13 protein-coding genes are annotated in these 13,276 nt (G+C 76.0%); 1 reads left to right on the top strand and 12 read right to left on the bottom strand.

What is annotated here, in order from left to right; all coding sequences use genetic code 11:
* Position 1: 1 nt before the first annotated feature.
* The 12 genes from aroQ to ACI78S_RS15250 form a co-directional block, all read right to left on the bottom strand.
* Positions 2–436, bottom strand: a complete 435-nt coding sequence (gene aroQ, locus ACI78S_RS15305; protein ID WP_456974763.1) for a type II 3-dehydroquinate dehydratase — start codon at positions 434–436, stop codon at positions 2–4.
* A complete protein-coding gene (gene aroB, locus ACI78S_RS15300; RefSeq protein ID WP_456974761.1) occupies positions 433–1,494 on the bottom strand; it encodes a 3-dehydroquinate synthase in 1,062 nt (353 codons plus the stop codon). The genes aroQ and aroB overlap by 4 nt, the downstream gene beginning before the upstream one ends.
* Positions 1,491–2,027 carry a shikimate kinase gene (locus ACI78S_RS15295; protein ID WP_456974759.1) on the bottom strand — a complete coding sequence of 179 codons (537 nt, stop codon included), beginning with the start codon at positions 2,025–2,027 and terminating at the stop codon, positions 1,491–1,493. Before ACI78S_RS15295 ends, aroB begins: the two co-directional genes overlap by 4 nt.
* Positions 2,024–3,202, bottom strand: coding sequence for a chorismate synthase (gene aroC / locus ACI78S_RS15290; protein WP_456974757.1), 1,179 nt, complete (start codon positions 3,200–3,202; stop codon positions 2,024–2,026). The genes ACI78S_RS15295 and aroC overlap by 4 nt, the downstream gene beginning before the upstream one ends.
* A 69-nt stretch (positions 3,203–3,271) precedes the next feature.
* Positions 3,272–3,910, bottom strand: a complete 639-nt coding sequence (locus ACI78S_RS15285; RefSeq protein WP_456974755.1) for a prepilin peptidase — start codon at positions 3,908–3,910, stop codon at positions 3,272–3,274.
* Between the two features lie 4 nt (positions 3,911–3,914).
* Positions 3,915–4,706 carry a shikimate dehydrogenase gene (locus ACI78S_RS15280; protein ID WP_456974753.1) on the bottom strand — a complete coding sequence of 264 codons (792 nt, stop codon included), beginning with the start codon at positions 4,704–4,706 and terminating at the stop codon, positions 3,915–3,917.
* 34 nt (positions 4,707–4,740) lie between these two features.
* A complete protein-coding gene (gene mltG / locus ACI78S_RS15275; RefSeq protein WP_456974751.1) occupies positions 4,741–6,564 on the bottom strand; it encodes an endolytic transglycosylase MltG in 1,824 nt (607 codons plus the stop codon).
* Positions 6,561–7,217 carry a Holliday junction resolvase RuvX gene (gene ruvX / locus ACI78S_RS15270; protein WP_456974749.1) on the bottom strand — a complete coding sequence of 219 codons (657 nt, stop codon included), beginning with the start codon at positions 7,215–7,217 and terminating at the stop codon, positions 6,561–6,563. Before ruvX ends, mltG begins: the two co-directional genes overlap by 4 nt.
* A gap of 2 nt (positions 7,218–7,219) precedes the next feature.
* On the bottom strand, positions 7,220–9,898 hold the full coding sequence (alaS, locus tag ACI78S_RS15265; protein WP_456974747.1) for an alanine--tRNA ligase: 2,679 nt from the start codon (positions 9,896–9,898) through the stop codon (positions 7,220–7,222).
* A 43-nt stretch (positions 9,899–9,941) separates the two neighbouring features.
* Entirely contained in the window at positions 9,942–10,220 is a 279-nt protein-coding gene (locus tag ACI78S_RS15260) for a hypothetical protein (RefSeq protein WP_456974745.1), read from the bottom strand.
* On the bottom strand, positions 10,220–10,645 hold the full coding sequence (locus tag ACI78S_RS15255; protein WP_456974743.1) for a DUF948 domain-containing protein: 426 nt from the start codon (positions 10,643–10,645) through the stop codon (positions 10,220–10,222). Before ACI78S_RS15255 ends, ACI78S_RS15260 begins: the two co-directional genes overlap by 1 nt.
* Positions 10,646–10,749: 104 nt before the next feature.
* Positions 10,750–12,081: a replication-associated recombination protein A gene (locus tag ACI78S_RS15250; RefSeq protein ID WP_456974741.1), complete on the bottom strand. Its 1,332-nt coding sequence runs from the start codon at positions 12,079–12,081 to the stop codon at positions 10,750–10,752.
* 36 nt (positions 12,082–12,117) lie between these two features.
* Here ACI78S_RS15250 and ACI78S_RS15245 point away from each other — a divergent pair, with 36 nt between their 5' ends.
* Entirely contained in the window at positions 12,118–12,978 is an 861-nt protein-coding gene (locus ACI78S_RS15245) for an aldo/keto reductase (RefSeq protein WP_456974739.1), read from the top strand.
* Positions 12,979–13,276 lie beyond the last annotated feature (298 nt).

Genomic DNA, 13,276 nt, shown 5'->3' with positions numbered 1-13,276 from the left:
CTCACCGGATCCCCCGCAGGGCCATCCACTGCAGCGCCAGCACGTACCCCTCCACGCCCAGCCCGGCGATGACGCCGTCGGCGACGCCGGAGACGTAGGAGTGGTGCCGGAACTCCTCCCGCTTGTGGATGTTGGTGATGTGCACCTCGACCAGCGGCGCGTTCAGCCCGGCCAGCGCGTCGCGCAGGACGACGGAGGTGTGCGACCACCCGCCGGGGTTGAGCACGACCGGGTCGCGGGCGTCGGCCGCGGCGTGCACCCAGCGGATGAGCTGGCCCTCGTCGTCGGTCTGCCGCACCGCGACGTCCATCTCCAGCTCGTGCGCGGTCTTCTCGACCACCTCCACCAGCTGGGCGTACGTCGTCGAGCCGTAGATCTGCGGCTCGCGCAGCCCCAGCCGGCCGAGGTTGGCACCGTTGAGGACCTGGATCGTCACGCGTTCTCCTCGCACACGGCCGCCCAGGCGGCGTCGAGCCAGGCCTGGTCGGGGTCGGTCAGGATGGTCGGGTTGCCCAGCCCGTCGAGGACGACGAAGCGCAGCGAGGCACCGCGGGCCTTCTTGTCCACCCGCATCACCGCCTGCAGCCGCGCCCAGTCGCCGGCGTAGCGCGTGGGCAGCCCCATCCGGTCGACCAGCGAGCGGTGCCGGTCGACGTCCGCGGCGGTCAGCAGCCCCGCCTGGTGGCCCAGCGCGGCGGCGAAGACCAGGCCGACGGCGACCGCCTCGCCGTGCCGCCAGCCGAAGTCCTCGACCCGCTCGATCGCGTGGCCCAGGGTGTGCCCGTAGTTGAGGAACTCGCGCCGCCCGGTGTCGAAGAGGTCCTCCCCCACGGCGTCGGCCTTGACCCGCACCGAGCGCTCGATGAGCTCGGCGGTGCCGGCCCGCCCGGTGGGGTCGGCCTCCAGCAGCTCGAGGATGCGGCCGTCGGCGATGAAGCCGCACTTGACCACCTCGGCCAGACCCGAGCGGAACTCCGGCTCCGGCAGGCCCGCCAGCAGGCCGGTGTCGGCCAGCACGGCGGCCGGCGGGTGGAACGCCCCGACCAGGTTCTTGCCGGCCGCGGTGTTGATGCCGGTCTTGCCGCCGACGGCCGCGTCGACCATGCCGAGCAGGCTGGTGGGCACCTGCACGACGCGCACGCCGCGCGTCCAGGTGGCGGCGAGGAACCCGGCGAGGTCGGTGACCGCTCCCCCGCCGACGCCGACGACGGCGTCGGAGCGGGTCAGCCCCAGCCGGCCGAACTCCTCCCACACCTGCGCCGCGACCTGCGCGGTCTTGGCCGCCTCGCCGTCGGGGACGACGACCGCCTCGGCGGCCACGCCGGCGGTCTGCAGCGCCTCGACCGCGGCGCCGGCCGCCGCGGCCAGCGGCGGGGCGTGGACGACCGCGGCGCGGGCCGTCCCGGCCAGGACCATGCCGAGCTCGGCGGCCGCGCCGGGCCCGATGACCACGTCGTAGGGCTTGTCGCCGGCGACGGTGACCACGCGCCTCACGGCGTGGACCTCGCGGCGTGCACCAGGGCGCTCACGTCGGCGATCACGTCCCCGGGCTCGCGGCCGCCCGTGGCCACCGTGTGCGTGGACACCTCGTCGTAGAGCGGCGCGCGGGTCTCCAGCATCTGCCGCAGCATCGCGCGGGGGTTCACGCCGAGGATCGGCCGGTCGCGGGAGAGCCCCACCCGCTTGGCGGCCGAGGGCAGGTCGACGTCGAGCCAGACCACCGTGCCTCCGGCGCGGCCGTAGGAGACCAGCAGCTCCCGGGTGGCCGCACTGGTCACCGCGCCGCCGCCCAGGGCGAGGACCCCGTCGTGCTCGGCGAGGGCCCGGGCCACCGCCTGCTCCTCCAGCGCCCGGAAGTGCGGCTCGCCGTGCTGCACGAACAGGTCGGCCACCGTCGCGCCGGCGACGTCCTCGATGTCGGAGTCGGTGTCGCGGAAGGCGACCCCGAGGATCTCGGCGACCCCGCCGCCCACCGTCGTCTTCCCGCTCGCCGGGGGGCCGACGAGCACCAGCACGGGGCCGCTCACCGGATCGCGAGGGTGTCGAGGTAGGCCCGCGCGTTGCGGCGGGTCTCGGCCACCGAGTCGCCGCCGAACTTCTCCAGCGCCGCGTCGGCCAGCACCAGGGCGACCATCGCCTCGGCCACGGCGGTGCCGCGCGGCACGGCGCAGGCGTCGCTGCGCTGGTTGATCGCCACCGCCGGCTCCCCGGTGGCGACGTCGACCGTGGCCAGCGCGCGGGGCACGGTGGAGATCGGCTTCATCGCCGCGCGCACCCGCAGCACCTCGCCGTTGGTCATGCCGCCCTCGATGCCGCCGGCCCGGTCGGTGACCCGCCGCACCCGGCCGTCCTCGCTCACGATCTCGTCGTGGGCCACCGAGCCGCGGCGGCGGGCGGTCTCCAGCCCGTCGCCGACCTCGACCGCCTTGACCGACTGGATGCCCATGAGCGCGGCGGCCAGCCGGGCGTCGAGCCGGCGGTCCCAGTGCACGTGGCTGCCCAGGCCCGGCGGCAGGCCGTGGACGACCACCTCGACCACGCCGCCGAGGGTGTCGCCGTTCTTCCGGGCGTCGTCGATCTCGGCCACCATGAGCTCGCTGGTGGCCGGGTCGGCGCAGCGCACCGGGTCGTCGTCGATGCGCGCGCCGTCCTGGGGGCCCGGGACGACGCCGTCGGGCACGGTGACCGGGCCGATGGCGACGACGTGGCTGACCACCTCGGCGCCCAGCGTCTGGCGGAGGAACGCCTGGGCGATCGCGCCGAGCGCCACCCGGGCCGCGGTCTCGCGGGCGCTGGCGCGCTCGAGCACCGGCCGGGCGTCGTCGAAGCCGTACTTCTGCATGCCCGCGAGGTCGGCGTGGCCGGGCCGCGGCCGGGTGAGCGGGGCGTTGCGCGCCTGCCCGGCCAGCACCTCGGGGTCGACCGGGTCGGGCGACATGACCGTCGTCCACTTGGGCCACTCGGTGTTGCCCACCTGGACGGCGATCGGCCCGCCCATCGTGAGCCCGTGGCGCACCCCGCCGGTGAGCGTCACCTCGTCCTGCTCGAAGGACATGCGGGCGCCGCGGCCGTGCCCGAGGCGGCGGCGGGCCAGGGCGGCGTCGATGTCGGTCCTCCGGACCTCGACGCCGGCCGGGAGGCCCTCGAGGATGGCGGTGAGCTGCTGGCCGTGCGACTCACCGGCGGTCAGCCAGCGCAACATGGCCGAGAGTCTAGAAGGACCCCCTTCCTCCCCTTCCCCCGCGAGCTCGAGCGGGTCCTGGACGGGGCCCTACAGCGGTCCCGCGGCGGCGAGCGCGAGCACCGCGCCGACGAGCAACGGCGGGCCGAACGGCAGCGCGGTGCGCCAGCCGACCCGCCGCAGGGCGAGCAGCAGCAGCGACACCCCGGCGCCGATCAGCAGCCCCGCGAACACCCCGGCGAGGAGCACGCCCCAGCCCACCCAGCCCAGGAGCAGGCCGAGCAGCCCCAGCAGCTTGACGTCGCCGAAGCCGAGCCCCTCCGGCGAGGCGAAGGCGCCGAGCGCGGCCAGGCCGAAGGCGGCGGCCGCGGCCAGGGCCGCCCGCAGCAGCGCGGACCAGGTGCCCAGCAGGGCGGCGTCGGCGACCAGGGCGGCGGCGCAGACGGCGTAGGAGGGGAGGGTGACGACGTCGGGCAGCCGGTGCGCGGCGAGATCGGTGCCGGCCAGCACGAGCGCCGCGCCGGCGGCCCAGACGTAGGCGGCGGTGGCCGGGCGGGCGCCGGTCAGCAGCACCGCCCCGGGCACCAGGACGGCGGCGAGCAGCGCGGTGCCGACCACGGCCGGCACCGACGGCCGGGCGGCGGCGTCGCGGGCCGCCAGCCGGGCGGCCGTCCGCGCCAGCCACGGCCCCGCGCCCAGGCCGGTGAGCGCGGCGAGGAGCAGCCCCACGGCGTCAGCGGGCGTCGAGCGCGGCGCGCATCTCCGCGATCGGCGCGGGGTGCCCGGTCATGAGCTCGACCTGGGCGGTGGCCTGCCACAACAGCACCTCGAGACCGCTGATCACGGTGCCGCCGGCGCCCGCGATCCGCTCCGCCAGCGGCGTCGGCCACGGGGCGTACAGGACGTCGAGCACCGTCTGGCCCGCGCGCCAGCCGAGGTCGAGCAGCGCCGGCTGGGCGCCGATCGGCACGGTGCTGACGACCACGGGGGCGTCGACCACGGTCCCGGCGAGCGGGGTGACCTTCGCGGTGACGCCGAGCGTGCCGAGCACGCGGGCCAGGTCGGCGGCCCGCGCCGGCTCGCGGACGGCGACGTCCACCTGCTCGGCGCCCAGCGAGCAGAGCGCGACCGCGGCCGCGACGGCGGTGCCGCCGGCGCCGACGATCGCCGCGTGGGCCACCGACTCCACGCCCCCGAGCTGGAGGGCCATGCCGATGCCGGTCACGTCGGTGTTCTCCGCGCGCCAGCCCTGCTCGGTGCGGACCAGGGTGTTGGCCGCCCGCAGCAGCCGCGGCAGCGGCTCGACGACGTCGGCGGCCTCGGCGGCCGCCTGCTTGCACGGCATCGTCACCGAGAAGCCCCGCCACTCCTCGCCGAGGCCGGCGAGCAGCGTCGGGACGTCCTCCGCGCCCAGGTCGAGCGCGTCGTAGGTCCAGTCGGTCAGCCCCAGCGCGGCGTACGCCGCCCGGTGCAGCAGCGGCGAGAGCGAGTGGCTGACCGGCCGGCCGATGACGGCGGCCCTCACGGCGCGCCGTCCGGCCGGCCGGTCGCTCCGGCCGTCATCCCCCGGGGTTCTCCCGCAGCCACTGCTGGAACAGCGCCACGTTCGCGGCGTGCTCCTCGGCCGTCGCCGCGAACCGGGTCTCCCCGGTGTCGGGGTTGACGACGACGAAGAACAGCCAGTTGCCGTCGGCCGGGGCCAGGACGGCGCGGACGGCCTGCTCGCCGGGGTTGTCGATCGGACCGGGGGGCAGCCCGGCGTGCAGGTAGGTGTTGTACGGCGACGGGTTGGCGCGGTCCTCCGGCGTCGTGGTGATCCCGGTCTTGCCGGTCGCGTAGTTCACCGTGGTGTCGAACTGCAGCTGCATGCCGCTGTCCAGCCGGTTCTGGATCACCCGGGCCACGCGGGCCATGTCCTCGGCGGTGGCCGCCTCGGCCTGCACGAGGCTGGCCTTGGTGAGCACGGTCAGCCGCTGGTCCTCGGGCACGCCGAGCTCGTCGAGGAGCTGGGTGGTGCGGGCGATCATGGCGGCGAGGACGTCGGCGGCGGTGTCCCCCGGCTCGACGTCGTAGGTGGCCGGGAACAGCCAGCCCTCGAGCATCCCGTTGGCGTAGGGGGGCAGCCCGAGCGCGGCCGGGTCGGCGGCCGCGGCCTGGAAGTCGGCCAGCGGGATGCCGGTGGCCTCGGCGGTGCGCTCGAGGGTGGTGCTCGCGCGCAGCCCCTCGGGCACGGTGACCCGCGAGACCTGCCGGGACGCGGGGTCCAGCAGCAGGTCGAGGGCGGCGGCGCCGCTCATCTGCAGCCGCATGCGGTAGACGCCGGCGGTGATGCCCATGGCGGCGGGCTCGGTCTCGGCGGCGTCGACGAACGGGCCCACCGAGGCGATCACGTCGGCGTCGACGAGGGTCCGGCCGATGTCGCTGAGCGTGTCGCCGTCCTGCACGCGGATGTCGACGCTGCCGGTGCCCTGGCCGGGGTAGTCCTCGGCCACGAACAGGCCGAGCAGCTTCTGGCCACCCAGGAAGATGCCCGCGCCCAGGGCGCAGAGCACCAGGAGGGCCACCAGGACCGCCAGCGGGCGGCGGCGCCGCCGGCGCCGGCCCTCGTCGGCCACGAACGGGATGTCGTCGTCGTGCAGCAGGTCGTCGTCGTGCGGCTCGTCGTCGAGGGCGTCGGGGTGCTCGTCGTCCAGCTCGTCGAGGTGCTCGGCCGGTCGTGCCTCGGCCCCGCGGCGGCGCCGGCGGCCGCGCGGCTCCTCGTCGACGTGCGCGCCGATGACCTCCAGCCCGCCGGTCTGCTCCTCCCAGACCTGCGGGTCGACGGCGTGCGCCTCGGTGGCGTCGTCGTCGGGGCGCTCGTCGGGGCGCTCACCGGGCAGCGCGGGGCGCAGCGGCTGGGCCTGGGTGGCCTGGTCGTCGTCGCCGCGGCGGCCGAGCTTCGACCAGGCGCCCGGCGGCGGGGGCGGGAGGGGGGCGGAGGGGTGCCGGCCGCTGTCGTCGGCGCCGTTGCGGCCCCACCCGGGCGCGGGGTCGTCCCCGGACGGGCGGGGCTCCGGCCGCTCGGGGCCGCCCCGGTGGCGCCACTCGACCGGCACCGGGCCGGTGTCCTCGGCGTCGCGGTCGAGCAGGCCGGAGACCCGGCGCACGCCGCCGGTGGAGGCGCCGGCCAGCCGGTCGGCCCGGCGGGGCTGCCGCGCGACCGGGAGGGCCGCCGTGTCGTCGTCCCAGCGGTCGGCCCCCCACGGGGAGCGCTGCTCCCGCGGGGCGCGGCCGGGGGTCGGCTCGGCGGTGGGGTGCGGTGGCCAGGAGGCCGGGACGCTGCTCGCGGGGTCGTCGGGCGACGCGTGCCGCCCGCGCGGTCGCGGCGCGCCCGGCCCGGTCACGAGGAAGACCTCCGCGAATCGAGGAAGTGTTGCAGGATCACCACGGCGGCGGCCTGGTCGATCACCGAGCGCTGGGCGCGGCTGTCGCGGCCCGCTTCCCGGAGGGAGTTGGCGGCGGTCACGGTGGAGAGCCTTTCGTCGACGAGGTGCACGGGCACGTTCCCGATGCGCCCGGCCAGTGCCCGAGAGTAGGCCGTGGCGTCCTGCGCCGAGGCCCCCGACGCACCTGACAGGTGCCTCGGCTCTCCCACCACCACCTCGGTCACCTCGTGTTCCGCCACGAGGGCGGCCAGGCGGTCGAGGTCGGCCTCGTCCGCGGCCCGCTTGACCGTCTCCAGCGGGCTGGCGAGCGTGCCGGTGACGTCGGACAGGGCGACGCCGACCCGCACCGTGCCGACGTCGATGCCCATCACGCGCCCGTTGCGGCGGGCCTGCCGCGGGGGCACCGTGAGCCCGCCCGGCAGCCCCTTCGACAGGTCGATCTCGGCGGTCTCGTGGGAGACCGGCGGGAAGCCCCGCGACAGGTCGATCTCGGTGGTCGGGTGGTACTGCTGCTGCCCGGGCGTGGCACGGGGCCGGGCGGGCGGGACGGCGGGCAGCTTGCGCTTGCGCTCCCCGACCGGTCCGGTGTCCTCCGGGTTGTACTCGCTCATCTCTACCTCCCGACGGCGGCCGCGACCGCCTCTTCTCCGGCCTTGAGCGCTGCGGGGATCCCCGCGGCATCGGTGCCGCCGCCCTGGGCCACGTCGGGCTTGCCGCCGCCCTTGCCGCCGACGTGGCCGGTGGCGAGCGTGACGAGCTCGCCCGCCTTCAGCCCCCGCTGCACCGCGGCGGGGTTCAGCGCCGCGACCACCGCCACCTTGCCGCCGGCCCCTGACGCGAGCAGGACGACGGCGGGCCGGTCGTTGCCCAGCCGGCCGCGCACGTCGAGGGCCAGTGTGCGCAGGTCGCCGCCCGTCAGGCCGTCGGGCGCGCCGGTGACCACCGCGACGCCGTCGACGTCCTTCGCCTGCTGGGCCAGGGTGGCCGCGGCGGCGAGGGTCTGCTGGGCGCGCAGCTCGGCGAGCTCCTTGTCGACGTCGCGCAGCCGGGCCAGCATGCCGCTGACCCGCTCGACGAGCCCGTCGGTCGGGGTCTTGAGCAGGTCGCCGAGCTGGCGGACGAGGTCGCGCTCGCGCGCGAGGTAGCGGAAGCCCTCCAGGCCCACCACCGCCTCCACGCGGCGCGCCCCGGAGCCGACCGAGGACTCGCCGGTGAGCGCCAGCGTGCCGATCTGCGCGCTGCCGCGCACGTGCGTGCCGCCGCAGAGCTCCCGCGACCAGGGGCCGCCGATCTCGACGACGCGCACCTGCTCGCCGTAGGTCTCGCCGAACAGCGCCAGCGCACCGATGGCCTGGGCCTCCGGCAGCGACATGTAGGTCGCGCTCACCGGGTGGTCGGCGCGGACGGCGGCGTTGGCGACGTCCTCGATGTCGTGCCGCTGCTGCTGGGTCAGCGCGCCCTGCCAGGCGAAGTCCAGCCGCAGGTAGCCGGGGCGGTTGTAGGAGCCCGACTGCAGCGCCTGCGGGCCGAGCACCTGGCGCAGCGCCGCGTGCACCACGTGGGTGCCCGAGTGCGCCTGGCAGGCCGACAGCCGCCACTCGCGGTCGACCTCGGCGACCAGCTCGGCGCCGGGGCGCAGCTCGCCCTCGAGGACGCGCACCTGGTGGGCGACCAGGCCCTTCACCGGCCGCTGCACGTCGAGCACCTCGGCTCGGCCGCCGTCCCAGACCAGCTCGCCGGCGTCGGCGACCTGGCCGCCGGACTCCGCGTAGAAGGGCGTGCGGTCGAGCACGACGCGGGTGACCTCCCCCGCCGCGGCCACCGCGTCGCCGTCCTCGTCGAGGTCGGTGACGACGCCGAGGACGCGGGAGTCGGTGCGCAGCGTGGCGTAGGCCTGCCAGTCGGTGGGCCCGTGCTCGGCCAGCAGCCGCTGGTAGGCCTGGACGCCGGCCGTGCCGGTCTTCTTCGCGCGGGCGTCGGCGCGGGCGCGGTCGCGCTGCTGCTGCATCAGGCCGCGGAAGCCCTCCTCGTCGACGGTGACGCCCTGCTCGGCGGCCATCTCGAGGGTGAGGTCGATCGGGAAGCCGTAGGTGTCGTGCAGAGTGAACGCCTGGTCGCCGGTGAGCCGCGGCGTCCCGGCCCGCTTGGCCGCGGCGACCGCCGTGTCGAACAGGGTCGTCCCCGACACGAGGGTGCGCCGGAAGGCCTCCTCCTCGGCGTAGGCGACCGCGGAGATGCGCGCGAAGTCGCCGGCCAGCTCCGGGTAGCTCGGGCTCATCGCGTCGCGGGAGACGGGCAGCAGCTCGGGCAGGGTGGCCTCGTCGACGCCGAGCAGCTTCATCGAGCGGACGGCGCGGCGCAGCAGCCGGCGCAGGACGAACCCGCGGCCCTCGTTGCCGGGGGTGACGCCGTCGCCGATGAGCATCAGCCCGCTGCGCACGTGGTCGGCGACGACCCGCAGCCGGACGTCGGCCTCGTGGTCCTTGCCGTACTCGACCCCGGCGAGCTCGGCCGCGCGGCGCAGCACCGGGGCGACCTCGTCGATCTCGTAGAGGTTGTTCACGCCCTGCAGCAGGTAGGCGACCCGCTCCAGGCCCATGCCGGTGTCGATGTTCTTCTTCGGCAGGTCGCCGACGATCGTGAACTCCTCCTTGGAGCGCACGTCGTCGAGCTGGTACTGCATGAAGACGAGGTTCCAGATCTCGAGGAACCGGTCCTCGTCGACGACCGGGCCGCCGTCCCGGCCGTGCTCCGGGCCGCGGTCGTAGTAGATCTCGCTGCACGGTCCGCCGGGGCCGGGCTGGCCGGTGTGCCAGTAGTTGTCCTTCAGCCCGCGGCGCTGGATCCGCTCCTCGGGCAGGCCGGCGATCCGCTTCCACGCGTCGGCGGCCTCGTCGTCGTCGAGGTAGACGGTGACCCAGATGCGATCGGGGTCGAAGCCGAGCTTGCCGTCGGCCTGGGAGCCGGTGACCAGGTCCCAGGCGTGCTGGACCGCGCCCTCCTTGAAGTAGTCGCCGAAGGAGAAGTTGCCGTTCATCTGGAAGAACGTGCCGTGGCGGGTGGTCTTGCCCACCTCCTCGATGTCGAGGGTGCGCACGCACTTCTGCACGCTGGTGGCCCGCGGGTACGGCGCGGGCTCGCGGCCGGTCAGGTACGGGATGAACGGCACCATGCCGGCGACGGTGAACAGCAGCGACGGGTCGGGCGACACCAGCGAGGCGCTGGGCACGACGGTGTGGCCGCGTTCCGCGAAGTGCTCGAGGAAGCGGCGGCGGATCTCGGCGGTCTGCATTCGGCTCTACTTCAGCTCGGGCGGGGCCGGGCGGCCCCGGATGTCATCTCTCGGCGGCGTGCCGGCCGGGCAGCGCCAGCTGGTCACGGGTGGGCAGCGGGGCGTCGAGACCGGTGCCGGCGCGCAGCTCGGCCTCGCGCTCGGCGGCGGCGGCCCGGACGTCGGCGCCGAAGTCGCCGATCGCCTCGGCGAGCTCGCGCAGCCCGTCGGCGAGCGAGCCGAGGATCCCGGCGGGGGTCATCTTCTCCGCGGCGGCGGACAGCTTGCGGACGACGAGGGCGCCGATGGTGATGCCCATCGCGAGCCAGAACAGCCGGCGCATCAGGCGGCCCGCCGGGCGGCCCGGCGCGTGCGGCGCGCCTCGCGGTCGCGGCGCTCGGCCTCGGCGATGGCCTGGCCCTCGCGCTTCTTGCGGGCGGCGCTGCGCACGCCGTAGCTGAACGCGGCCACCTTGATCAGCGGGCTGCCCAGGGTGGCGGCGACGACGCTGGACAGCGCGGCGACGTTGCTGGACACGTTGGCGGCGTTGCCGGTGATGTCGTCCACCCGCTCCAGGTTGCTGTTGACGTGCGCCACGGTGGTGCCGGCCTGCGCGAGGATCGGCGCGGCCTGCTCCCGGGTCTGCCGGATCGTCAGCGTCGTCTCGTCGAGCACCCGCCCCAGCTTGAGCAGCGGGATGGCCAGCAGCAGCACCAGCAGCACCAGGGCAAGGGCTGCGATGAGTCCGGCCCACTCTCCTGCGGACACGCGGTCTCTCCCTGTCGTCGCGGCGGCGCCGGGCGGACGAGGCGGCCCGGCGTGTGGTCACAGTAGTCGCGGGCCCCGGCGCCCGTTCGGCAACTGCCCGGGCGTCAGCGCGCGCGCCGGAGGATCGCGCGCAGCTTGGCCAGGCGCGCGCCGATGGCCGCCTCGGCTCCCCGGCTGGTGGGGCGGTAGTAGTCGCGGCCGACGAGGGCGTCGGGCGGGTACTGCTGCGGCACGATGCCGTCGGGGTGGTCGTGCGGGTAGACGTAGGTCTTCCCGTGGCCGAGCTTCTTGGCGCCGGCGTAGTGCGCGTCGCGCAGCCCCGGCGGCACGGGGCCGGCGAGCCCGGCCCGCACGTCGGCCACCGACTCCCCCATCGCGACGGTGATCGCGTTCGACTTGGGCGCGGTGGCCAGGTGGACGACGGCGTGGGCGAGCGGGAAGTGACCCTCCGGCATGCCGATGAAGGCGACGGCCTCGGCCGCGGCCACCGCCGTCTGCAGGGCCGTGGGGTCGGCCATGCCGATGTCCTCGCTGGCCGAGATCACCAGCCGCCGGGCGATGAAGCGCGGGTCCTCCCCCGCCTCCACCATGCGGGCGAGGTAGTGCAGCGCGGCGTCGACGTCGGAGCCGCGGATCGACTTGATCAGCGCGCTGGCGACGTCGTAGTGCTGGTCGCCCTGCCGGTCGTAGCGCACCGCGGCCTGCGCCACCGCCGTCTCCAGCGTGTGCAGGTCGATCTCGGTGGCGCCCGCGGAGACCGCCGCCCCCGCGCCCGACTCCAGCGCGGTGAGCGCCTTGCGCCCGTCGCCGCCGGCGATGCGGACCAGGTGCTCCTCGGCCTCGGCGCTGAGGGTCACCGCGCCGTCCAGGCCGCGGTCGCTGGTGAGCGCCCGGTGCAGCAGGGTGCGGACGTCGGCGTCGTCGAGCGGCTGCAGCGCGAGCACGAGCGAGCGGGACAGCAGCGGGCTGACCACGCTGAAGAAGGGGTTCTCCGTGGTGGCCGCGATCAGGCTGACGATCCGGTCCTCGACCGCGGCCAGCAGGCTGTCCTGCTGCGTCTTGGAGAAGCGGTGCACCTCGTCGATGAACAGCACCGTGCGGCGGCCGGCGTAGGTGAGCTCCCGCTTGGCCGCGGTGATGACCGCGCGGACCTCCTTGACGCCGGAGTCGAGCGCGGACAGCTGCACGAACTGCCGCTTGGTGGCCAGCGAGATGACGTGGGCGAGCGTGGTCTTGCCGGTGCCGGGCGGGCCGTAGAGGACCAGCGACATGGGCTCGTCGGCCTCGACCAGCCGGCGCAGCGGCGAGCGCGGGCCGAGCAGGTGCTGCTGGCCGACGACCTCGTCGAGCGAGCGCGGCCGCATGCGCACGGCCAGCGGCGCACCCGGGTCGACCCCGCCGGTCTGCTCGGCGGGCTCGTCGAACAGCGATGTCACGGTTCCCGACGCTACCCGCGGGGCACGACGCTCCCCGTGCAGCAGCGACGCATCGGCGGGGTGCAGGTCAGTGCGATCGGGCTCGGGGCGATGCCCCTGTCCACCAAGGAGGACCGGCCGTCGCCGGCCGAGGCCGAGGCGGTGGTGCACGCCGCGCTGGACGCCGGGGTGACGCTGATCGACACCGCCGACGCCTACGCCCGCGACGAGGCCGAGTTCGGGCACAACGAGACGCTGGTCGCCGCCGCGCTGCGCTCGTACGGCGCGTCGACCGACGAGGTGCTGGTCGCGACCAAGGGCGGGCACACGCGGCGCGGCCGCGACTGGGAGCTCGACGGGACGCCCGGGCACCTGCGCCGGGCCTGCGAGGCCTCGCTGCGCCGGCTCGGGGTGGAGGCGATCGGGCTCTACCAGTTCCACCGGCCCGATCCCGCGACGCCGTGGGAGGAGTCGATGGGCGCGCTGCGCTCGCTGCACGACGACGGCCTGGTGCGGATGGTCGGCATCTCGAACGCCTCGGTCGACCGGATCGACGCCGCGCGGGAGATCTGCGGCGAGGCGCTGGTGAGCGTGCAGAACCAGTTCTCGCCGGGCTACCGGTCCTCGCACGGCGAGCTGGAGCACTGCGCGGCGCACGGGCTGGCGTTCATCCCGTGGAGCCCGTTCGGCGGGGTGTCGGCCGCGGGCTCGCTGGACGCCGCGGCGCCCGCCTTCGCCGAGGTGGCCGAGGAGCTCGGGGTGTCGGTGTACCGCGTGACCCTGGCCTGGCACCTCGCGCAGGCCGACGTCGTCGTCCCCATCCCGGGCGCCTCCCGCGTGGCGTCGATCCGCGACTCCGCCGAGGCCGCCCACCTGCAGCTCTCCGAGTCCCACCTGGCCCGCCTGAACGCGGGTTGATCATCGGCTCGTTGCCGCTCGGGGCGGCGTGTCCGCGCGTGTCGGCGGCATCGACCCGACGATCACCAACCGGCGGCCGGCGTCCACAGGCGGATGAGCCGTCCCCAGATCCGTTCGGGTCCCCCTGGTCGGTGGGGCCGGCCGGGACGGTGCCCGCATGGACGACGCCGTGCTCCCTCCCGTCTACACGTGGCAACAGGCCCGGGGGGGGGGGGGGGGGGGGGGGGGGGGGGGGGGCGGGGGGGGGGGGGGGGGGGGGGGGGGGGGGGGGGGGGGGGGCGTGGGGCGGGGGGTGGGG

The organism is Geodermatophilus sp. SYSU D00815, assembly GCF_054050035.1.
This window is presented reverse-complemented; position numbering and strand designations above follow the sequence as displayed.